This window comes from Nocardiopsis sp. LDBS1602, from assembly GCF_035818715.1.
In the GTDB taxonomy this organism is placed as follows: domain Bacteria; phylum Actinomycetota; class Actinomycetes; order Streptosporangiales; family Streptosporangiaceae; genus Nocardiopsis; species Nocardiopsis alba.
This window is the reverse complement of sequence record NZ_JAYLVW010000012.1, coordinates 33,597-54,734: the sequence shown is the minus strand read 5'-3', so window position 1 is coordinate 54,734 and position 21,138 is coordinate 33,597. Positions and strand designations below refer to the sequence as shown.

20 protein-coding genes and 1 riboswitch are annotated in these 21,138 nt (G+C 70.8%); of the genes, 7 read left to right on the top strand and 13 right to left on the bottom strand.

Annotated elements, in window-relative coordinates; all coding sequences use genetic code 11:
* The first annotated feature begins 209 nt into the window (after nt 1-209).
* The 3 genes from U9J66_RS24205 to macS are packed head-to-tail and all read left to right on the top strand — an operon-like array spanning nt 210 to nt 3,076.
* Nucleotides 210-1,007, top strand: a complete 798-nt coding sequence (locus U9J66_RS24205; RefSeq protein WP_014909495.1) for an alpha/beta hydrolase — start codon at nt 210-212, stop codon at nt 1,005-1,007.
* On the top strand, nt 1,004-1,927 hold the full coding sequence (locus U9J66_RS24200) for a hypothetical protein (protein WP_326338849.1): 924 nt from the start codon (nt 1,004-1,006) through the stop codon (nt 1,925-1,927). Before U9J66_RS24205 ends, U9J66_RS24200 begins: the two co-directional genes overlap by 4 nt.
* A gap of 51 nt (nt 1,928-1,978) precedes the next feature.
* The gene (gene macS, locus U9J66_RS24195) at nt 1,979-3,076 is read left to right on the top strand and encodes a MacS family sensor histidine kinase (RefSeq protein ID WP_442789872.1); all 1,098 of its coding nucleotides are present in this window, start codon (nt 1,979-1,981) and stop codon (nt 3,074-3,076) included.
* A gap of 6 nt (nt 3,077-3,082) precedes the next feature.
* On the opposite strand, the gene U9J66_RS24190 is transcribed toward macS, so the two are convergent.
* Nucleotides 3,083-3,727 (bottom strand): molybdopterin-dependent oxidoreductase, encoded by a 645-nt coding sequence (locus U9J66_RS24190; RefSeq protein ID WP_326338848.1) that lies wholly within the window; start codon nt 3,725-3,727, stop codon nt 3,083-3,085.
* Between the two features lie 362 nt (nt 3,728-4,089).
* On the opposite strand from U9J66_RS24190, the gene aroF reads away from it, so the two are divergent.
* On the top strand, nt 4,090-5,136 hold the full coding sequence (gene aroF / locus U9J66_RS24185) for a 3-deoxy-7-phosphoheptulonate synthase (protein WP_014912155.1): 1,047 nt from the start codon (nt 4,090-4,092) through the stop codon (nt 5,134-5,136).
* A 77-nt stretch (nt 5,137-5,213) separates the two neighbouring features.
* On the opposite strand, the gene thiI is transcribed toward aroF, so the two are convergent.
* From thiI to thiO, 7 genes are all read right to left on the bottom strand, one after another.
* Nucleotides 5,214-6,503 carry a tRNA uracil 4-sulfurtransferase ThiI gene (gene thiI, locus U9J66_RS24180; RefSeq protein ID WP_014908828.1) on the bottom strand — a complete coding sequence of 430 codons (1,290 nt, stop codon included), beginning with the start codon at nt 6,501-6,503 and terminating at the stop codon, nt 5,214-5,216.
* A gap of 216 nt (nt 6,504-6,719) precedes the next feature.
* A complete protein-coding gene (locus U9J66_RS24175) occupies nt 6,720-7,745 on the bottom strand; it encodes a 6-phosphofructokinase (RefSeq protein ID WP_014910132.1) in 1,026 nt (341 codons plus the stop codon).
* Between the two features lie 177 nt (nt 7,746-7,922).
* Nucleotides 7,923-8,588, bottom strand: a complete 666-nt coding sequence (locus U9J66_RS24170) for a response regulator (protein ID WP_161110188.1) — start codon at nt 8,586-8,588, stop codon at nt 7,923-7,925.
* Nucleotides 8,589-8,725: 137 nt separating this feature from the next.
* On the bottom strand, nt 8,726-10,690 hold the full coding sequence (gene pknB / locus U9J66_RS24165) for a Stk1 family PASTA domain-containing Ser/Thr kinase (protein ID WP_014911144.1): 1,965 nt from the start codon (nt 10,688-10,690) through the stop codon (nt 8,726-8,728).
* Between the two features lie 302 nt (nt 10,691-10,992).
* Nucleotides 10,993-11,781 carry a thiazole synthase gene (locus tag U9J66_RS24160; protein WP_014912804.1) on the bottom strand — a complete coding sequence of 263 codons (789 nt, stop codon included), beginning with the start codon at nt 11,779-11,781 and terminating at the stop codon, nt 10,993-10,995.
* 3 nt (nt 11,782-11,784) lie between these two features.
* Entirely contained in the window at nt 11,785-11,997 is a 213-nt protein-coding gene (thiS, locus tag U9J66_RS24155) for a sulfur carrier protein ThiS (protein WP_041561629.1), read from the bottom strand.
* Nucleotides 11,988-13,256: a glycine oxidase ThiO gene (gene thiO, locus U9J66_RS24150; RefSeq protein ID WP_326338845.1), complete on the bottom strand. Its 1,269-nt coding sequence runs from the start codon at nt 13,254-13,256 to the stop codon at nt 11,988-11,990. Before thiO ends, thiS begins: the two co-directional genes overlap by 10 nt.
* Nucleotides 13,225-13,335: riboswitch (TPP riboswitch) on the bottom strand. Its footprint overlaps the gene before it by 32 nt.
* Nucleotides 13,336-13,453: 118 nt before the next feature.
* On the opposite strand from thiO, the gene U9J66_RS24145 reads away from it, so the two are divergent.
* Together U9J66_RS24145 and thiE are read left to right on the top strand one after the other, a co-directional pair.
* The gene (locus U9J66_RS24145; protein WP_014909486.1) at nt 13,454-13,813 is read left to right on the top strand and encodes an Rv2175c family DNA-binding protein; all 360 of its coding nucleotides are present in this window, start codon (nt 13,454-13,456) and stop codon (nt 13,811-13,813) included.
* Between the two features lie 76 nt (nt 13,814-13,889).
* A complete protein-coding gene (gene thiE, locus U9J66_RS24140) occupies nt 13,890-14,561 on the top strand; it encodes a thiamine phosphate synthase (protein ID WP_326338842.1) in 672 nt (223 codons plus the stop codon).
* A gap of 9 nt (nt 14,562-14,570) precedes the next feature.
* Here the strand turns inward: thiE and U9J66_RS24135 are convergent, their stop codons facing one another.
* The 4 genes from U9J66_RS24135 to U9J66_RS24120 form a co-directional block, all read right to left on the bottom strand.
* The gene (locus U9J66_RS24135) at nt 14,571-15,542 is read right to left on the bottom strand and encodes a zinc-binding dehydrogenase (protein ID WP_326338840.1); all 972 of its coding nucleotides are present in this window, start codon (nt 15,540-15,542) and stop codon (nt 14,571-14,573) included.
* 149 nt (nt 15,543-15,691) lie between these two features.
* Nucleotides 15,692-16,585, bottom strand: a complete 894-nt coding sequence (locus U9J66_RS24130) for an SDR family oxidoreductase (protein ID WP_161110185.1) — start codon at nt 16,583-16,585, stop codon at nt 15,692-15,694.
* Nucleotides 16,586-16,652: 67 nt separating this feature from the next.
* Nucleotides 16,653-17,936: a DUF418 domain-containing protein gene (locus U9J66_RS24125; protein ID WP_042283759.1), complete on the bottom strand. Its 1,284-nt coding sequence runs from the start codon at nt 17,934-17,936 to the stop codon at nt 16,653-16,655.
* Nucleotides 17,937-18,084: 148 nt separating this feature from the next.
* Nucleotides 18,085-19,161, bottom strand: coding sequence for a polyprenyl synthetase family protein (locus tag U9J66_RS24120; RefSeq protein WP_017535128.1), 1,077 nt, complete (start codon nt 19,159-19,161; stop codon nt 18,085-18,087).
* A gap of 411 nt (nt 19,162-19,572) precedes the next feature.
* Between U9J66_RS24120 and metF the strand changes: the two genes are divergently transcribed.
* Complete coding sequence (gene metF, locus U9J66_RS24115; protein WP_014912167.1) at nt 19,573-20,502, top strand: methylenetetrahydrofolate reductase [NAD(P)H]; 930 nt, start codon at nt 19,573-19,575, stop codon at nt 20,500-20,502.
* Here the strand turns inward: metF and U9J66_RS24110 are convergent.
* A complete protein-coding gene (locus U9J66_RS24110) occupies nt 20,420-21,028 on the bottom strand; it encodes a GNAT family N-acetyltransferase (protein ID WP_108914145.1) in 609 nt (202 codons plus the stop codon). The two genes, metF and U9J66_RS24110, sit on opposite strands and share 83 nt — an antisense overlap.
* Nucleotides 21,029-21,138: the final 110 nt, after the last annotated feature.

The following is a 21,138-nucleotide window of genomic DNA, read 5'->3' as shown; positions in this document are numbered from 1 at the left end:
GCACAGTCGAGGATACTCACCGGTTCGCTCCCTTCGGAGGGTGACCCGCGTCGAAGGGAGGGGGATCACCGGAAGGGGCCGTGTTCCTCACCATCCCGGGTCCCGCGTGACGCGACCGTCTCCTCGATGGCGAACGCTCTTCCGAGCGGCTAGCCTCACGGCTGGGGCCCCGAGTCCCACCGTCGTCGTACGATCCCGGGAGCAGATCAGTGAGACCGACCAGTGCCATCCCCCTGATCCCGGGGGCCGAGCCCTTCAGCCACTCCGGTTCCTCGACCGGTGTGCTTCTCTGTCACGGTTTCACCGGATCTCCCCACTCCATGCGTCCTTGGGCGGAGCACCTGGCCGAGGCCGGGCTCACCGTCGAGCTCCCCCGGTTGCCCGGTCACGGCACCACCTGGCAGGACATGGCGGCCACGGGCACCGACGACTGGTACGCGGCCGTCGAGGGGACGCTGCTGGACCTCGCCGAACGCTGCGACGAGGTGTTCGTCATGGGGTTGTCGATGGGAGGGGCCCTCACCCTCCGACTGCTCCAGGATCACCCCGACCTCGTCTCCGGTGTCGTTCTGGTCAACCCCTCCCTGGCGATGGAGGACCGCAGGCTCGCGTTCATCGAACCGTTCCGTTCCGTGGCGGCCCGTCTGCTGCCCTCCACCCCCGGTATCTCCAGCGACGTGTCGTTGGAGAGGGTCTCCGAGGGCGGGTACGACCGGATCCCCACCGCCTCGGCCGCGACACTCCCGAAGCTGTGGCGCACGGTTCAGGAGGGCATGTCCGGTTTGCGGGGGCCGATTCTGGCGTATAGAAGCACTCAGGACCACGTCGTCGGACCGAACAGTCTGCGTATCCTCGCCAGGAGAGCGGTCGACGCCCGGCTGACGATCCACCTGCTTCACGACAGCTACCACGTGGCGACACTCGACCACGACGCCGCCACGATCTTCGAAGGCAGCCTCGCCTTCGTGCGAGAGCACAGTAGAAGCGAGGAAGGAGCCGACCGATGACACAACGTCGGGGCAACGGCCTGCTCGCCGATGCCTACGTCCCCCTGATCCTGCTCGCGCCCTCACACGCCGACCTCATGCTGGAGGCGCTCAGGCGCAGCGGGATCGCCGCCTACGCGGTCCCACTGGAGGAGGACGTCCTGGAACCCACCGGTGGTCGGGGCGACGACCCGCCCACCGATCACCTCTACGTCGACGCCGAGGAGCGCACCGCCGCCGAGCGGGTCCTGGGCTCCGAACTTCCCGATCTGGGGCCGGACGAGAACGGGCCCGACCTGCTGGCCCCGCGCGGGGAGACCCGCGTCGAGGGCGACGAGGAACGCGGTCGAGAGGGACCCTCCGCCCGGGAGACGGGAGAGGCCGGGGTCGGAGGCGACCTCCTGGACGGAGGACCCACGGACCTCGGTACCGGTCCGGGGAACGACGACGCCCCGGGCGACTCCGGGGACGACGAGGTCTGGAACGACCTGGTCGCCCGTTTCTACGACGAACCCGAAGGTCAGGGGGAGCAACGCGAACGGGTGGCCTGGCCCGACGCAGAGAACCTCGGCGCCCCCGACGAGTCCCGGGTCCGGCCGAGCGACATCCTCGCCGGCCTTCCGCGCGACATCGATGACGATGACGACGAGACCCGTGAGGCCGAGCGTCGCCGGGCCGAGGCGGAGCTGGAGGGGCACTACGAACCCCCGCCGCCCCCGCCCCTGCTCCAGGGCGACCGGGCCGGTATCGCCGCCTGGTTCGGGCTCCTGGGCGTTCCCGCCGTGCTGTTCGGCGCGGCCTTCTTCGGACTGTCCCTGCCCAACTGGATGATGCTCCTGGGCGTCCTGGTCTTCCTCGGCAGCTTCGTGATGCTCATCCTGCGCATGAACGACTCGCGCCCCTCCGGGGACAACGGTCCCGACGACGGGGCGGTGGTCTGACCCCTGGGTTTCGACGTCCCCCTCTGGCGCGCTCTGGCCCTCTACCGCGCCGTGGCCCTGGTCCACGCCTTCGTGCTGGTCGTCCATCACCACCGCTACCTGGAGACGCCGTGGGCGGCCTGGGTCGTGCTCGTGGTGATGTCCGTGTGGACGGTGGTGACCACCCGGGCCTACGCGGATCCGGCACGTCGGACCCGCCGCCTGCTCTGGGCCGATCTGGCGGTCTCCTTCGGCTGCCTGTTCGCCACCGCCTTGGCGGCCACGCCCTTCTACCTGACCCAGGCCCCGCCGCTGAGCGCCTACTGGTTCGCCGGAGCGGCCCTGTCCGTGAGCGTCGTCCTGGGGCGCAGGGGCGCGATCGCGGTGGCCCTCGCCTACGGCGCGGCCGACATCGTCCTGCGGACGATCATGGGCGCCGCCATCACCGCGGCGACCGCGCGCGGGGTGGTCCTGCTGCTCCTGACCGGACTGGTCGTGGGCTACATGGCCCACGTCGCCGAACAGGCGGAGGAGCGTTTCGCCCGGGCCGTCGCCCTCGAGGCGCGGATCCGCGAACGTGAGCGACTCGCCCGCTCCATCCACGACTCGGTGCTCCAGGTGCTCTCCCTGGTGCGCAGACGCGGTGACGAGATCGGCGGACCGGCGGCCGAACTGGGCCGCATGGCCGGTGAGCAGGAGGTCCGCCTCCGGGCCCTGATCACCGACGCCCCGGACCCCTCGGTGGCGGCGACGACGGCCCCGGAGGCGGTCCCGGGCTCCGTCGACCTGCGCGACCATCTGCGTGCCCTGGAGTCGGTCGAGGTCACCGTCTCGGCCCCCGCCACCCCGGTCGTCCTGGCCGAACACGTCGTGCGCGAGTTGACCGCGGCGGTGGTCGCGGCCCTGCACAACGTCGAACGCCACTGCCCGCCGGGGACCCGGGCGTGGGTGCTCGTCGAGGACGAACCCGACGCGGTCACCGTGAGCGTGCGCGACGACGGCCCGGGCATCCCTCCGGAACGACTGGAACGGGCCCGGGCCGAGGGACGCCTCGGGGTCTCCCAGTCCGTCCTGGGGCGCGTCCGCGACCTGGGCGGCAGCACCGAGATCCACACGGCCCCCGACGAGGGCACCGAGTTCGAGATGCGGGTGCCGCGCCAGGGGGCGTGAGCCCCTCTACAGGGGAGGGCCGTCCTCCGGGCCCTCCTGTTCGGAGAAGCGCTCCTCGCCCCAGGGGTCCGCGCGGTTGTGATAGCCGCGCTCCTCCCAGAACCCCCTCCGGTCGCCCACCATGTACTCCACCGAACGCAACCACTTCACGCTCTTCCAACCGTAGAGCTGCGGTACCACGAGCCGGAGCGGATACCCGTGCTCGGGGGAGAGCGGCTCCCCGTCCCGATGGGTGGCCAGGAGCACCCCGTCGGAGAGGAAGTCGTCGATGCGCAGGTTGGCGCTGTAGCCGTATTCGCCCCAGGCCATCACGTGGGTGGTCTCCGGCGACGGCGGGGCCCAACGGACCAGGTCGCTCGCGCGCACCCCGGTCCAGCGCACGTCCGGGACGGTGAACCGCAGCACACAGTGGAAGTCCCGGACCTCCTCGACCGAGGGCAGCGCGGAGAACTCCTCCCAGCTCCAGCCGTAGGTGCCCAGGGACTCGGTGGTCCCGAACACCCGGAAGTCCCATCGCTCGGGGCGAAAGGAGGGCACCCGCCCGTAGTGCACCGGCCTGTGCTCCCGGCGCGCCCTCTGCCCGGGAGGCAACCCCGGACGTCGCGTCCGCGCGTCGGGGCCCGGGCCCTCGGCCTCCGTTCCTTCGGACAATCCGCCCCCCTGTGACCGTGTCGATCCGTCGGCGAACCGCGGACCTCGCGCCCCCGCTCCTTCGGGAGGGCGCCGTGTCCGTCATCCTGCCAGGCCGCGATGAGAGGTGGCTCACTCCCCCCGGTCGTGCGAGCGGACGGTGACGATGCGCTATAGTCACAGCCATGCAGCGGAACTTTTGGCGCTTTTATGGCTACCGGCCCTTCTCCCCGGTCGCCTGTAAAGCGCTGCGCTGACACAGACGATCCTCAGGAGCCCCGGGCCGGTACAGGCCCGGGGCTCTTTCGTGTTCCGGGACCTTCCGGCCGGGCACGACCGCCACGCGGCTCCGCCCTTCAACCGACGAAACAGGGACAACCCACATGGTCATCGTTATGGCGCCGGACGCCACCTCCGACAACATCGACGCGCTCGTCGAGATGGTCACCTCTTCCGGGGGTGAGGCCTACGTGACCCGTGGCGTGAGCCGTACCATCATCGGTCTGGTCGGCGACGTCGAGAGGTTCCAGGACCTCGGCCTGGCCGCCAGGCCCGGTGTGGCCGACGTGCTGCGCATCTCCGCCCCCTACAAGCTGGTCAGCCGCGAGAACCACGACAGCCGCACGGTCGTGAGCGTGCGCGGCGTTCCGATCGGCGGCGACAACATGACCGTGATCGCCGGCCCCTGCGCGGTCGAGACCCCCGAGCAGACCCTCGAGGCCGCCCGCATGGCCCGGGACGCCGGTGCCTCGCTGCTCCGAGGCGGCGCCTACAAGCCCCGGACCTCGCCCTACGCCTTCCAGGGCCTGGGCGAGCAGGGCCTGAGGATCCTCGCCGACGTGCGTGAGGAGACCGGTCTGCCCATCGTGACCGAGGTGGTGGACGCCGCCGACGTCGAGCTGGTCGCCTCCTACGCCGACATGCTCCAGATCGGTACCCGCAACATGCAGAACTTCGCCCTGCTCCAGGCGGTGGGCGACGCGGGCAAGCCGGTCCTGCTCAAGCGCGGCATGAGCGCCACCATCGAGGAGTGGTTGATGGCCGCCGAGTACATCGCCCAGCGCGGCAACCTCGACATCGTCCTGTGCGAGCGCGGGATCCGCACCTTCGAGAAGGCCACCCGCAACACCCTGGACATCAGTGCCGTTCCGGTGGCGCAGAACCTCACCCACCTGCCGGTGATCGTCGACCCGTCCCACTCCGGCGGCAAGCGGGACCTGGTCCTGCCGCTCTCCCGCGCGGCCATCGCCATCGGCGCCGACGGCGTCATCGTGGACGTCCACCCCAGCCCTGAGACGGCGCTGTGCGACGGCCCGCAGGCCCTGCTCGAGGAGGACCTGGCCGAGCTGCGCGATCTGGCCTCGACCCTGGCCACCCTGAGCGGCCGTACCCTCACCCCGGCCCCCACGGCCGAGCCGGTCGCCCTGTAGGACCGTCGAACGCACCGGTGCCCCGGAACCCTCCACGTGGGAGGGGCCGGGGCACCGGTGTACGAGGGGAGGGCGGCTCAGGCGGTGACGGTCGTGGCGGCGGCCGTCGGGGTCACCTTCGCGGGGGCCTCCTCGCCCAGGAAGCTGGGCTTGTGCACCTGGGCCGTGGTCACCAGGTGCTCGGCCAGCTCCTCGGCGTCCAGACGCTTCTCGATCTGGCGCAGGTCGCCGATCTTGGCCGCGGTCTCCACCTGACGCGGGGTCAGCATGGTGCAGCAGTCCTCGTCGGGCAGCTCGGAGATGGCCAGGGTCCCGATGGAGCGGGCCTGGTCCATGATCTCGGTCTTGTCCATGCCGATGAGGGGACGCAGGATCGGCAGGTCCACGGCGTCGTCCAGGGCGGTGATGTTGGTCATCGTCTGGCTGGAGACCTGTCCCAGGGCGTCCCCGGTGATCAGGCACTCGGCGCCGAGGTCGTCGGCGAGGGCCTCGGCGGTCTTGAGCATCAACCGGCGCTGGGCGACGATCTGCAATCGCTCGATGCCCGAGCTCTTCAGCTGCTGCTGTGCCTTGCCGAACGGCACCACGAACAGACGCGAGCCCACCTGGTAGCGGTCGAGCTGACGGACCAGGCTGTAGGCCTTGTAGATGGACTCGGGGCCGGTGAAGGGCATCCCGGAGAAGTGCAGGAAGTCGACCTTCAGGCCGCGCCGGATCATCCGGTGCGCGGCGACGGGGGAGTCGATACCGCCCGACATCAGCACCAGGCCGCGGCCGCTCATACCGGCGGGCAGACCGCCCTGGCCGGGGATGCCGTCGGTGAAGACGAACACCTCGTCCTTGTCGACCTCGACGAAGAGGGTGTTGTCGGGCCGCTTGAGGTTCACCTTGTAGCCGTGGGCCTCGATGATCTTGGATCCGAGGAGGCCGGCCAGCTCGGAGGAGGTCATCTCGAAGCGCTTGTCGCGGCGGCGGGCGCGCACCGCGAAGGTGCCCTCACGGTCGGCCATGGAGCGCACGGACACGTCCACGACGGCGTCCATGTCCTTGGGCACCCGGCGGACCAGGTGCACCCACACCACGCCCATGACGTTGGCCATGCGGTCGGCGATCTCGGCGATCTCCAGGTCCGAGGCCCCGGGCTTGCGCACGATGATCACACCGGCGCCGCGCTGGGAGAGCCGGATGTCGCCCAGGTCGCGGACCGAGGCCCGGATGTTGTTGTGCAGACGCCGTTCGAAGAGCTTGCGGTTGGAGCCCTTGAGGACGATCTCGCCGAGCTTCATCAGCACGCAGAGCTCTCCGAGCCCGGCGTCGGCACCGACCTCGGTTACGGGGAGCGGCGCGGACTCCAGCGACGCGGACATGGTGCTACCTCCGGAAAAGATGGTGCCTTGGTACCCGATGAGAGGGAGAGGGGCGCGATGGAGAGACCGGGAGTGTCCACCGCTTCCCTCCAGTATCGAACAATCTCCGGAGCGCTCGGTACATTCCCGTTCGGCGCCGATCGAGAGGACCGACACCCCTCGGACGTCGAACGGCCCCTCCCGACGGGGTCGGGAGGGGCCGTCGCGTGGCGCGGATCAGCCGAAGAAGACCTCGGCCTCCTGGTAACGCTCGGCGGGGACCGTCTTGAGGGTGTCGGTGGCCTCGGCCAGGTCGACACGGACGATGTCGGTGCCCTGAAGGCCGACCATCCGACCGAAGGCCTTGTCGTGCACGGCCTCGATGGCGTGCACGCCCAGGCGGGTGGCGAGCACCCGGTCGAAGGCGGAGGGGGTGCCGCCGCGCTGGACGTGGCCGAGCACGACCGAGCGGGACTCCTTGCCGGTGCGCCGCTCGATCTCGTCGGCCAGGTTCTGTCCGATGCCGCCCAGACGGACGTGGCCGAAGGAGTCCTTCTCGCCGGTCTGGAGCTCCATCTGGCCCTCCTTGGGGTGGGCTCCCTCGGCGACCACGATGATGGGGGCGTACTGCGTCCGGAAACGGCTCTCGACGTGCGCGACGACCTCGTCGATGTCGAAGGGGCGCTCGGGGATGAGGATGACGTTGGCGCCCGCGGCCATACCCGAGTGCAGGGCGATCCAGCCGGCGTGCCGGCCCATGACCTCGACGACCAGGGCGCGGTGGTGGGACTCCGCCGTGGTGTGCAGGCGGTCGATCGCCTCCACCGCGATGTTGACGGCCGTGTCGAACCCGAACGTGTAGTCCGTGGCGTTGAGGTCGTTGTCGATGGTCTTGGGGACGCCCACCACGTTGACGCCGCGGTCGTGCAGCTGCCGGGCCACACCGAGGGTGTCCTCGCCGCCGATGGCGACCAGGGCGTCCACGCCCAGGCCGGCCATGTTGTCCTTGACCCGCTCGACACCGCCCTCGATCTTCATCAGGTTGGTGCGGGAGGAGCCCAGGATGGTCCCTCCGCGGGGGAGGATGCCGCGTACGGCCGACACGTCCAGCGGCATGGTGTCGCCCTCCAGGGGCCCACGCCAGCCGTCCCGGAAGCCGATGAACTCGTAGCCGTAGTCCTTGATGCCCTTACGGACCACGGCGCGGATGACCGCGTTCAGACCGGGGCAGTCTCCGCCACCGGTCAGCACACCGACTCGCATGCGACATTCTCCTCGACGTTGTGTGTCTTGACGGCGTCGGACGCCAGATGGTCTAGACCATAGTGGGGCAGACGAGACCGAGCCAACCCCCGGGCCGGAAAGGACCTCCGAAATCCCGCCCCCTCCCCGGGGCGGGGGAGACCGAAAGTACCGGTGATATCCGTTCCGTCCCCGAGATCATTCGTCCAACCCCTGGTCGATGGCGTAGCGCACCAGCTCCACCCGGTTGTGCAGGTGGAGTTTGGTCAGGGTGTTCTGCACGTGGTTCTGTACGGTCCGGTGGGAGATGGTCAGTCTTCGGGCGATCTGCTTATAGGCCAGCCCCTTGGCCACCAGACGCAGGACCTCGGTCTCCCGGGGCGTGAGTCGGGGGCTCTTCTCGTCTCCGGTGCGGGCGCTCTCGTCCTCGGCCGAGAGTCGGCGGTACTCGCCGAGGACCAGACCGGCCAGTCCGGGGGTGTAGACCGCCTCTCCGGCGTGGACCCGCCGCACCGCGTCCAAGAGCTCCTCCCGGCCGGCCGACTTCACGAGATAGCCGGTGGCGCCGGCCTTGACCGCGGCCAGCACGTCCTCGCTCTCCCCGCTGGCCGAGAGCACCAGGACCCTCGGAGGCTCGGGCAGGGCCAGAAGCGCCGAGGTGAGCCGCACCCCGTCGGTGTCGGGCAGGTGCAGGTCCACCACGGCCAGGGTGGGACGGGCCGCCGGGGCGATCCGTAGGGCCTTGGCGCCGTCGCCCGCGGTGCCCACCACGGTCATGCCCGCCTCGTCCAGGTCCCGGGCCACCGCGTCACGCCACATGGGGTGGTCGTCCACCACCAGTACTCGGATGTCGTCACCGCTCATGTCGCCGAGCGTAGTGCCAGAGAAGCCCGGAACGGCAGGACGGGGCGTGGCCGGTTCACGCCGTTCCTCCCGGAGACGGAGAGACGAGAGGGGCGGGGAGCCCGCGCCCCCCCGCCCCTCATCGAAGACCGACCGGATCAGTCGTCGTCGTCATCGTCGTCACCGGGAAGGTTGATCCCCCGCGGGGTCGCGGTGATCGTGATCTCGGTGCCCTTGGGCGCCTTGCCGTTGTGCGACTGGTGCGCCACGATCCGGCCGCCCAGGATGCGCTCCACCTCGACCTCGAAGCCCGCCTCCTCCAAGGTCTTGCGGGCGTCGTTGATCCGCTCGCCGACCACGTTGGGGATGTCCACTCCGGGGGGCCCGGTGGAGACGGTCAGGGTGACGGTGGAGCCGGCGCCCACGTTGATGCCGGTGTCGGGGCTCTGGGTGATCACCCGGCCCTCGTCGATGTTCTCGCTCTCCTCCTCGACGACCTCGACCGACAGGCCCAGGTCCTCCAGCTGGGCCTCGGCGTCCTCCAGCTTCTCCCCGGCCAGGCTCGGCACGGGGATGCCCCGGCTGACGGTGAGCGTCACCGTCTCCTCACGGTCGGCGGTGGAGCCGGCCTCGGGCGAGGTGGAGATGACCTCACCGGGGTCCTTGTCGGTGGCGTCGACCTCTTCCTGGGCGATCTTGTCGGACTCGAACCCGAGGTCCTCCAACTCCTTGACGGCGTCGGCGACGTCGGCGCCGACCAGCTCGGGCATGTCCACCTCCTGCGGCCCCTTGGAGAGGAACACCGTCACCTCGTCGCCCGGGGAGAGCCGGGTACCGATCTCGGGGTCGGTACCGCCCACCTCGCCGGCGGCGGCGTCGTCGCTGTAGACGGTCCGGTCGGAGAGGTTGTAGATCAGACCACTGGACCGGATCTCGGTCCCCGCGGCCTCGGGGGTGGACCCGATCACGTCGGGAACGGACTCGAAGCGGCCGAGCAGGAACCACCAGCCGACCACGCCGACGATCAGGGCCATGACCGCGGCACCGGCGATCAGCAGGGGCTTACGGCCGAAACGGGAACGCTCCCCGTCGTCGGGGTAGCGGTCGTCGTCGCCATAGCCGTCCATGGCGCCCATGTCGACGACCATGGTGGCGTTCTCGGTCCCCGGACCGGCGCCGCCGGCGATCAACTGGGGCGCGGTCATGGTGGCGGCGGAGGGCCCGGTGGGGGCGACCGGCGCCATCCGGCCCTGGGCCGGGGCGGGGTTCTCCGGCAGGTCGCGCAGGACCTCCAGCACCTTGGCCAGGTACTGGCCCGCGTTGCTCGGACGGTACCTGGGATCGCGCTCGGTGGCCTTGGTGACCAGGGTGTCCACCTCGGGCGGGAGCCCGGGCAGGAAGTGGGAGGGACGGGGGACGTCCTCGGTGACGTGCTGGTAGGCGATGGCGATGGGGGTCTCGCCGGTGTGCGGCTGTCCACCGGTGAGCAGCTCGTAGAGCATGATGCCGGCCGCGTAGACGTCACTGCGGGCGTCGGCGGTGCCCTTCTCGATCTGCTCGGGGGCCAGGTAGGCGGCGGTGCCCATGAGGGTGCCGGTCCGGGTCAGTCCCTGGTTGGACTGCTCGACGGCGCGGGCCAGACCGAAGTCGGCGACCTTCACCCGGCCGTCCTCGGTGATGAGGACGTTCTCGGGCTTGACGTCGCGGTGCACCATGCCCGCCTGATGGGCGGCGCCCAGCGCGGCCAGGACCGGGGCCATGAAGTTCAGGGCCTGCCGGGGGGCCAGCCTGCCCTGCTCCTTGAGGAGGTCGCGCAGGGTCCGGCCCGGGACGTACTCCATGGCCAGGAACACGTGTCCCTGATCCTCGCCCTGATCGAAGACCTGCACCACGTTGGGGTGGGAGAGCTTGGCGACCGAGTGCGCCTCGTTGATGAAGCGCTGGACGAAGGAGGGGTCCTGGGCCAGAGAGGGATGCATGACCTTCAAGGCCAGTCTGCGGTCCAGTCTCAGGTCGTGGGCGACGTACACCGTCGCCATGCCGCCACCGGCGATCCTTGACTCGACGAAGTAGCGACGGTCCAGTGTCGCGCCTACAAGCGGGTCGGAATTCGTCATGTCCACGGCGGAGTTGTGTCCTTGCTGCGGGGAGCGCGGGAGATCGCGGCCGGTGGCGCGTACCCGACACCAGGTATCGAACCGACACGATAGCGGAATCCGGCGTCGGTTCTGCCCCGCGGTTCACGGTCGCGGCGTCCCCGGTCCGTGTCGCACAAGGTCGTTCCGTGTGCGGTCGAGGGAGTTCGCGCCTGGGCGGTTCTGATGGGAGCGGCGCCCTCCAAAGGGCCGCCGTACCCCACCACGGTAGGGGACGAGCGCAAACCGTCCGTCGGGCCGACGATCCACGCCGGCCCGACGCACGGGTGTCAGACCACGTCGGGGCTGGAGGCCAACGCGTGACGGCGGACCGGGATACGGCCGGCCAGACGCGCGCCCCGCCCGGCCCGGACGGCGTCGCGCATCGCGGTCGCCATACGGACGGGGTCCTGAGCGCGGGTCACGGCAGTGGCCAACAACACCGCGTCGCATCCCAGTTCCATCGCCAGGGCCGCGTCGCTGGCGGTACCGATGCCCGCGTCGACGATCACCGGGACCCGGGCCTGCTCGACGATCAGTTCGAGGTTGTGCGGGTTGCGGATGCCCAGGCCCGAACCGATCGGCGCGGCCAACGGCATGACGGCGGCGCACCCCACCTGCTCCAGTCGACGGGCCAGGATCGGGTCGTCGTTGGTGTAGGGCAGGACGGTGAACCCCTCGTCCACGAGGGTCTCGGCGGCGTCCAGCAGCTCCACCGGGTCGGGCAGCAGGGTGTGCTCGTCGGCCACCACCTCCAGCTTGACCCAGTCGGTCTCCAGGGCCTCACGGCCCAACCGGGCGGTGCGCACGGCCTCGACGGCGGTGAAGCAGCCGGCGGTGTTGGGCAGCGGCCGGATCGCGTTGCGCTCCAGGACGTCCCACACCGAACCACGGGTACCGGGGGTGACCCTGCGCATGGCCACGGTGGTGAGCTCGGTCCCCGAGGCGAGCAGGGCCTCCTCCAGGACCTCCAGGGAGGGGGCGCCGCCGGTGCCGGTGATGAGCCGGGAACCGAAGGAGACCCCGTCGATGACGAGGGGATCGTCGATCGTGGTGGGGGCGTCGAGGGTGTCGGTCATGGTTCAGCCTCCCTGCACGGCGGTCAGGACGTCCACACGGTCTCCGGGGGACAGGGCGGTCTCGGCCCAGGCGGTACGGCGCACGACCTCGTCGTTGACGGCGACCGCGATCCCGCCGGGGATCCGCCCCTCCCCGGCCGAGGTCAGGTCGCGCACGACCGTCTCGACCGTGGCGGCCTCGCTCTGGCGGCTCTCGCCGTTGATGATCAGTTCCACTGTTCCTCCCACGTCGTCGGCTTCTCCCGCGTGTCACCGCCGGGCACGGCTCGGTCGGCGGCGAACCGGCGCGCGTACTCGGGCAGCGTGCCGGTGGTGAGCGCCTCGGCCATGACCTCTCCGGTCACGGGGGCCAGGAGCACCCCGTGGCGGAAGTGGCCGGAGGCCAGGTGCAGTCCCGGGACCCTCGTGGGGCCCAGGAGGGGTTCGTTGTCGGGGGATCCGGGGCGCAGGCCCACGCAGGTCTCGGTGATCTCCAGTTCGCCCACCCCGGGGACCAGCTCTCGGGCGTCCCGCAGTACCTGCCAGAGTCCCCCCGCGGTCAGGGCGGTGTCGTGGCCCAGTTCCTCCTGGGTGGCGCCCACGATCACCTCGCCGTCGGCGCGTGGCACCAGGTAGACGGGGAATCCGCGGACCAGGCCGCGCACGGTGCGCTCCACGATGGGCGGTTCTCCGGCGCGCACGCGGGCGCGCAGCAACTGTCCCTTGACCGGGCGCAGCGGCGGCACCACCGGCGCGGGCAGCGTGATCCGGTCGCCCCAGCAGCCCGCGGCCAGGACGACCTGGTGCGCCGGAAGGACGGGACCGTCGATCGGACGTACCCCGAGGCGGGCCCCGTCAGGGCCCGGGGAGGAGACCTCCGCCACGGTCCCGGAGACCTCGCGCACCCCCGCGCGCCTCCCGGCCTCGGCCAGGGCCCGGAGGAGGAGCCGGGGGTCGAGGGAGTGGTCCTCGGGAGCCAGGACACCGCCGCGCACGGAAGGCGCCAGCATGGGCTCCAACCTGCGGCACTCACGGCCGCCCAGCCGTTCGGTGGCGATCCCCAGCCGTTCCTGGAGGGCGTGCAGATCGTGCAGGACGGACAGGTCGTCCCGGTCGAAGGCGACCAGCAGGGTGCCGGTGCGGCGATGACCCACCGATCGGCCGCTCGCGGCCTCCACCTCGGCGACGAAGTCGTCGTACATCCGCGCGGAGCGCAGGCCCAGGGCCATCAGCTCCTCCTCGCCGAACACCGCCTCGGTGGCGGGGGTCAGCATGCCCGCGGCGACGGTCGAGGCGGCACGCGCGTGGGACGGTTCGTCCACCGGATCGGGCTCGACCAGCGTGACGTCCAGGCCCTGTTGGGCGGCCCGCCACGCGGTGACGCGGCCGATGACGCCACCGCCCACCACGACCACGGTATTGGTAGGACGAATCCTCGTGTCGGGGGTTTCCTCGAAAGTACGCACGGTGCGTTCCTCCACTCCCTTCGCCGGCATGATCCGGATCAGGTTCGTGCGGTCGGAGACGGGCAGTCTCCCTCTCAGCCGGGTCCACCCGGCTCCCGCGGGACGTGTCTGTTCGGTACCCCATCCTAGGACAGGCCCTTCGAAGGGGGCGCGTCGGGACCTCGGCCAGGTCACCCGGCACGGCCGGGACGGTCCGCGTGGCCGGCCGTGTGTGGCAGATTGGGAGGGTGACACAAAGCGACCGTGAAATCGACGAACTGGTCGGCGACTGGCTGACCCTGCGAGAGGCCGCCCGGCCGCTGGGCGTGAGCCCCAACCGGATCAAGACGCTCATCCGCGAGAAGCGGCTGATGGGTCTGGTCCGGGGCGGAGAACTCTCCATCCCCGCCGCCTTCCTGGACGGGGAGGACCTGGTCAAGGGGCTGCCCGGCACCATCGTGCTGCTCACCGACGCCGGGTTCTCCACGGAGGAGGCCCTGCGCTGGCTGTTCACCCCGGACGACACCCTGCCCGGAACCCCGATCCAGGCCATGCGCGAGAACCGGGGCACCGAGGTGCGGCGCCGCGCCCAGAGCCTGGCCTTCTGAGGCGGGTCCGGGGCCCGGGGCGCTCCGCACGGGGGTGCCCTCGGGTCCCCGATCTCCGGGCCCTAAGGTGGACGGTGTGAGGACCAGCCACGGAACCAGCCTGCGCGAGCGCCTGGACGCATCGCTTCTGTACCTGTGCACCGACGCCCGGACCGGGCGCGGCGATCTCGCGGAGTTCACCGACGCCGCCCTGGCCGGAGGTGTGGACATCGTCCAACTCCGGGACAAGGGTCTGGAGGCCCGTGAGGAGCTCGCGGCCCTGGAGATCATGCGCGAGGCCTGCGAGCGGCACGGGGCCCTGCTCGCGGTCAACGACCGGGCCGACATCGCCCGCTCGGTGCGCGCCGACGTCCTGCACCTGGGGCAGAGGGACCTTCCCGTCCCCATGGCCAGGGACATCATCGGCGCCGACCCGATCATCGGCCGTTCCAACAACGACGCCGACGCCGCCGCGGCCTCCGCGGCCGAGGCGGGCAGCGACTACTTCTGTGTCGGGCCGACCTGGGCCACCCCGACCAAGCCGGGTCGTCCCGCGGCCGGGCTCTCCCTGGTCGAGCGGTCCGCCGAGCTGGCCGGCGACCGCCCCTGGTTCGCCATCGGCGGCATCGACCTCGACAACGTCGACCGCGTACTGGACGCCGGTGCCCGTCGGGTGGTCGTGGTGCGCGCGATCACCGAGGCGGAGGACCCCCGCGCGGCCGCCGCCGCGTTGCGGGCCAGGCTGACCGCGCGCTCCGACCGTTCCTGACCGTTCGGGTCAGGGGACGAGGAGCACCTTCCCGACGACCCGACGCTCCTGGAGCGCCCGGTGCGCCTCGGCGGCCCGCTCCAAGGGCAGGGTCATCCCCACGTGCGGTCGGATCCGGCCCTCCCTGGCCTCCTCCAAGGCGAGTCTGGCCAGGTCGTTCCGGCCCAGGGTCTCCTCTCGTTGGATGTCGAACAGGCCCACGGTCTCGATCCGACGTCGAGACGCCTCGGCCTCGTCGATCTCGACGATCTCCCCGTCGGTGGTGCCGTAGCTGACGAAACGTCCCCCGTCGGCCACGAGGGAGAAGGCCGACGCCCCCAGCGCCCCTCCGGCCCCGTCGACGACCACGTCCACCCCGGCCCCGCCGGTGATCTCGCGGACCCGGTCGTGCCAGTCGGGGGCCGAGTAGTCCACGGTCTCGACCGCTCCCAGGGCTCGGGCCAGTTCCCGCTTCTCCGGGCTCGACGCGGCGCCGATCACCCGGGCCCCCGCCAGGCGGGCGAGCTGCACGACCAGGCTCGCGGCGCCGCCCGCGGCGGCCAGCACCAGTACCCGGGTGTCGGGGAGGAAACGGGCGGAGCGCTCCAGGAGCATCGCCGTGGCTCCGTCGACCAGCAGGGCCAGGGCATCGTGGGGGGAGAGCCCGTCGGGCACCCGTACCAGGCCGTCCTCACGGACCACGACCCGCTCCGCGTATCCGCCCTCCTCCGTCTCGGAGAGCACGAGGGCTCCGACGAGGGAGGGGTCGGCCTCCGGGCCGACCTCCTCGACCCGGCCCACCACGCTCGAACCCGGCACGTACGGAGGCTCGATCGGGAAGAACTCCCGGGCGAGGCCCCTCCGGATCAGGGTGTCGAGGTAGATGACGTTGGCCGCCTCCACCCGTACGGCCACCTCGCCGGGGCCGGGCTCGGGCTCGGGGACCTCGTGAAGGGCGAGGACCTCCGGGCCGCCGAATCCGTCCACTCTCACCGCTCGCATCGCACACTCCGTGGTCCGTCGTTCGTCTTACAAGAACGACCCTCCTACCTAAACCAATGTTGAGGTCAAGGGGGAGGGGAGGATTCCCTCGGGGAACCTCGGAGACGACGGGGCCGCCGTGCGGGAGCACGACGGCCGGGGCGGAGCGATCAGACGTGGACGTGCGACAACGCGCTGGGATGGCGACGCAGGAAGCCCTCGATCGACTGGGCCGGATGCCCGGTCAGATCCGGCACCGTGGGGGAGACCACGTCCAGCTCACCGGAGGCGATCGCCGCGTACGACGAGGCCCACCCCTCGACCGCCCACTCCGGGGCCCCGCTCGCGCGACGCGACTCCAAGGCCTCCTCCCAGGTCTCGGGCACGTACCGGATCGAACGTCCGGTGAGCCGGCCCAGCCGCTCCACGGTGGCCCCGACCGAGAGCGCCTCCGGGCCGGTCACGTCGTAGGTGGTCTCCTCGGAGGCGGCGATCACCACGGGGTCGGTGAGCACGGTGGCGGCCACGTCCGCCACGTCGTCCCGGGACACCCAGGCGACGCGACCCTCTCCGGCCGGGCCGCGCACCACACCGTGGTCGTCCACCCAGGAGGGCATCAGATCCAGGTAGAGGGAGGGTCTCAAGAACGTGTACGGCACTCCGGTCGAGCGGATGTGCGCCTCGGTGAAGAAGTGCGTCCGGGCGAAGGTGAAGGTGGCGGCCGGTCCGGCACCCAGGAACGACAGGTACACGATCCGGGACACCCCGGCCCGGACGGCGCCGTCCACCGCGCTGATGTGGGTGTCCATCCGATTCTCGGACTCGGTCGCCGAGACCAGGAACAGGGTGTCCACACCACGACAGGCCCGTTCGAAGGCGGCGGTGTCCTCGTAGACGGCCATCGACGCGCTACTGCCCGGATACTCCGGGGCCCGATTGATATCGCGCACGATGAGACGCTGCCTGGCCCCGAGCCTGGCGATCCTGGCGGCCACGCGTCCGCCCAGGGCACCGGTGGCCCCGGTCACCCCTATGGTGTGGTTTGTCATGTGATCGTCGCCCATGACAGCCATCCTGGAGGAAGGCGGCGTGCCGAGCACTGATCGGCACGCGCCTTTTTGCGCCTTCGGGTCAGGGGGTGGTCCGCTCTTGGTGCGGCCCCTCGTCCCCTTCCGGGGCGGATGCGGGCGAAGGGGTGTTCACCCGCCGGTAGGACAGACGTCGGAGCAGGACCTCGGCCGGTCCGCGACGGCCGGCGCGCTCCATGCCGTAGGCGATCACCACGGTGACCAGCCAGACCCCGACCGCGTACAGGAACATCGTCCACGACGTCATCCAGGCGGCCAGACCCAGCCCCCAGGCGGACAGGATCGGCGCGCACAGGACCGACTGACCGAGGTAGGCGGACAGGGAACGCTTACCGGTGGCGCTCAGAGCGGTGACCACCACGCCGGGTTCGCGGTCCCGGTTCTGGATCCGGTGCGCGATCAGGGCGATCAGCGCCACATAGCCGACACCGCAGAGGATGCCGGTGGTCATGTGCGGAAGGGTCAGGATCTGGGCCTGCGTGGCGTTCAGGTCCAGCGCACCGACCTGGTACAGGGCGAGGGGCAGACCGCCCAGCCAACCCACGGAGATACCGATGACGGCGGTCCGCCGCAGCAGGGGCAGGTGTGCACCGGGCTCCTCCAGAACGCGCATGCGCGCGGCCCGATAGCCGAAGAGGATCGCCGCGGGGATCGCGAGGCCGAACACGCCCTGAAGGAGGGCGACTCCGGGCCAGACCGTGATCCGGTCCAGGGCGGCGGTGAGGAACGAGGGGTCGGCGATGCTGCCGGCGAGCGCCTCCATGCCGGCGGCGTCCTCGTCCGGCAGCGAACCGAGGAAGGGCATGGACAGGAGGCCGAGTACGGAGAGCGAGGCCAACAGACCGGTCAGGACCCAGCCCCACACCAGCAGGGTGGTCTCCCGACGGCGGAGGAAGAGCCATCCCAGCAGCAGGCCGGCCACACCGTACGCGCCGAGCACGTCGCCCATCCAGAGCAGGAGGGCGTGGACCGCGCCGAAGGCGATCAGCCACAGGTTGCGGCGACGCAGCAGGGCCGCGACCGCCTTGGCGTCGCTTCCGGCCGCCTCTTGGCGACGGGCGAGCTGCACCATCCCGTAACCGAAGAGGAAGGCGAACATCGGGTAGCTGCGCATGTCCACGACGACGATCGTGAAGAACTGCGCGATCCGGTCCGGGAGGTCCTCCGAGGGGGGATGCATGGTGGCGCCGCCGCTCGGTAGCGCCCACAGGTACCAGACCGTGTTGGCCAGCGCGATGAACAACAGCATGAAGCCGCGGGCGAGGTCGGGGGCGAGGGCACGTTCGGTGGTTCCGGTCGGACCGCGCGAGGCCGTGGGCCTGGGCATGAGGGGCTCCGCTTTTCGAGATCTATCGTGAGATTCGATTCAACGCGAAACGGAGGGCACCGCACAACGGGGACCGATGTGAGAAAACCCCTGAAACCCCCAGGGGCGTCCCCTAGGGGTCTCGGAGGTCGGGTTCCAGGTCGTGTCGTCAGTGGGAGCGGCGGGTGGCGGCCACCACCAGGTCGCGCAGCGGCCCGCGGGCGTCGTCGGCCAACTCCGGGTGCTCCGTGGCGGCGAGCGCCTGTCCGGCGTAGTCCTCCACCAGGGCCTCGCAGGCGGCCAGGGCCCCGCTGGTCTCGATCAGGGAGCACATCCACTCGACCGAGGCCACCGACAGGTCGGGGGCGCCCAGCAGCTCGCGGAACCGCTCGGCGTCGGCGCTTCCGGAGCGTTCGAGGGTCTCGGCCACGATCAGGGTCCGCTTGCCCTCGCGCAGGTCGTCACCGGCGGGCTTGCCCGTGGTGGTGGGGTCGCCGAACACGCCGAGCAGGTCGTCGCGGAGCTGGAAGGCGATCCCCAGAGGGATGCCGTAGTCGGTGTAGACCCCGGCCAGCTCCTCGTAGCGGCCGGCCAGCGCCGCCCCCAGGTGCAGCGGACGCTCCACCGTGTACTTGGCGGACTTGTAGCGCATCACCCGGAGGGCGGCCTCACGGGTGGCGGTGCCGCGCACCTGCTCCAGCGTGTCCAGGTACTGGCCCGCCATGACCTCGGTGCGCATCGCGTCGAAGGGGACGCGTCCCCGCTGGAGGGTGTCCGGGGCGAAACCGCTGGCCTGGTACATCTCGTCGGACCAGGCCAGGCACAGGTCGCCGATGAGGATCGCGGCGCCCTGGCCGAAGCCCTCGCTGTCACCGCTCCACCCCTGGTCGGCGTGCATCTTGGCCATGCGGCGGTGGGTCGCGGGCAGGCCGCGTCGGGTGTCGCTGTTGTCGATCACGTCGTCGTGGACGAGGGCGCAGGCCTGGAGGAACTCCAGGGAGGAGGCGGCCCGGATCATCCGCTCGTCACGGTCCGCGCCCCCGGCACCGCGCCAACCCCAGTAGGCGAAGGTCGGACGCAGGCGCTTGCCGCCGGAGACCATGGTCTCCAGGGCGTCCATGGCGGGGGCCAGTTCGTCACCGATCTCCAGCAGGCGGCCGCGGTGGTCGGCGCAGAAGACGGACAGTTCACGGTCCACGTCGGATCGGATGACGGACACGGTCGAGAGGGCAGAGGAAGGGGCCATACCCAGCAGGTTAGCCGCTGTGGGGGAAGGGGGCCCTCCGGGTCCGTTCCGCCGCTCGGGTGTTACGGGTGGTGCTGCCGGGGCCGTGGGGACGAATGGTCGACCCTGTCACCACGCTCCGTGATCGGTGCGGTATCAGTGAGAAGAAAAGTGAGCGTCCGGAATATGGACAAGAAGGGGCGTGGTCGGCGGGGCCTTCAATGGAGAAAGGGTGGCGGAACCCTCCGTCCACCAGGGGAAACGTTCCCTTCTCGATGCCCACGGGGTGGTATGTCCGTTTTCTGGTCGAGTCCATATAGTGGGACGTGAGACTGTCGGAGCATAAGCCGTCTCGCGATTCGGGACGTCGAGTCCGTCTCCGGAAAGGTCTGGCCTAGGCTGGTGTACATGCTCGCTGCACCGACCCGCCCCGTGGCGCCCCGAGGGCCGGCCCCCAGGCCGCGCCATATCCGAGACCTGCTCGACTCGGGCGAGCCGCTGTTCTCCTTCGAGTTCTTCCCGCCGCGCAACGAGCGTTCCCAGGAGCGCCTGTGGCGGGCCATCCGCGAGATCGAGGCGCTCGGCCCCTCCTTCGTCTCGGTCACCTACGGTGCCGGTGGAGGCACCCGTGACCTGACGGTGGAGACCACCGAGCGCATCGCCACCGACACCACTCTGATGCCGGTGGCCCACATGACCCTGGTCGACCACTCCGTCGCCGAACTGCGCCACCTCATCGGCCGCCTGGCCGACGCCGGGGTCTCCAACATGCTGGCCGTACGCGGTGACCCTCCCGGTGACCCCGACGGCGAGTGGGTCAGCCACCCGAGGGGACTCACCTACGCCGAGGAGCTGGTCCGGCTGCTCAAGGAGAGCGGGGACTTCTGTGTGGGGGTGGCGGCCTTCCCCTACAAGCATCCGCGTTCGGCCGACGTCGAGATCGACACCGACCACTTCGTGCGCAAGTGCGAGGCCGGCGCCGACTACGCCATCACCCAGATGTTCTTCGACGCCGAGGACTACCTGCGTCTGCGCGACCGGGTGGCCGCGCGCGGCTGTGAGGTGCCGATCATCCCCGAGGTGTTCCCGGTGGTGAAGCTGTCCTCCATCCCACGGTCCGAGAAGCTCTCGGGCGCCCCGTTCCCGCGTGAGCTGGCCGCCCGCTTCGAACGCTTCGGCGACGACGCCGAGGCGGTACGGGCCTTCGGGATCGAGCACGCGCAGAACATGTGCGAGCGACTCCTGGCCGAAGGCGCGCCGGGCATCCACTTCATCACCTTCAACCAGTCCACGGCCACCAGGGAGATCTACCGCGAGGTCGCCGGGCATCGGGACGGGTCAGCGGGAGCCGCGCGACCATGATCGCGAAGGGGCGGTCCGGGCTGCCCGGGAAGGAGAACGGGTCCATCACCTCGACGAAGCCGCACGAACGGTAGAGGTGACGCGCGGGGGTGGGGCCCGTACGGGTGGACAGCACCGCCGTACGTTCGGGTCGGTCGGCGCACAGCGCGTACAGGAGGCGCCGACCGATCCCCCGGTTCTGGGCCTCGGGGTGGACGTGGACCTCGGCGATCTCCCACGGGTCCCCCAGATGACGCCGCACCCGGGAGCCGAGCCCCCGTGAACGCATACCCTCGGTGACCACGTCGTGCCACCACTGGCCCTCGGCGCCGTGGAAGGCGTAGGCGAACCCGATGGCACGTTCCTCCCGCACCGCGACCAGACAGCGGAAGTCGGGGTAGTGGGCGTGCCCCCTCATCACGGCGGCGCGCCCCGGCAGCTGGCCGGGCGGCGGGTCCATGGCCGCCGTGTAGACCTCCAGGAGCGCCGGTACGGCGTGTGCGAACGCCGCGGGCGAGAGCTCGCGCAGCTCGATGTCGTCTATCACGGGCCAACACTAGGACGTGTCGTGCCGTGACGCCCGGCCCCTCGCGCACGCGTGGGGCGGTCGTCTTGACGGTTCGATCGAGGGAGTGTTAACTGGTGCCCGTCGAACAG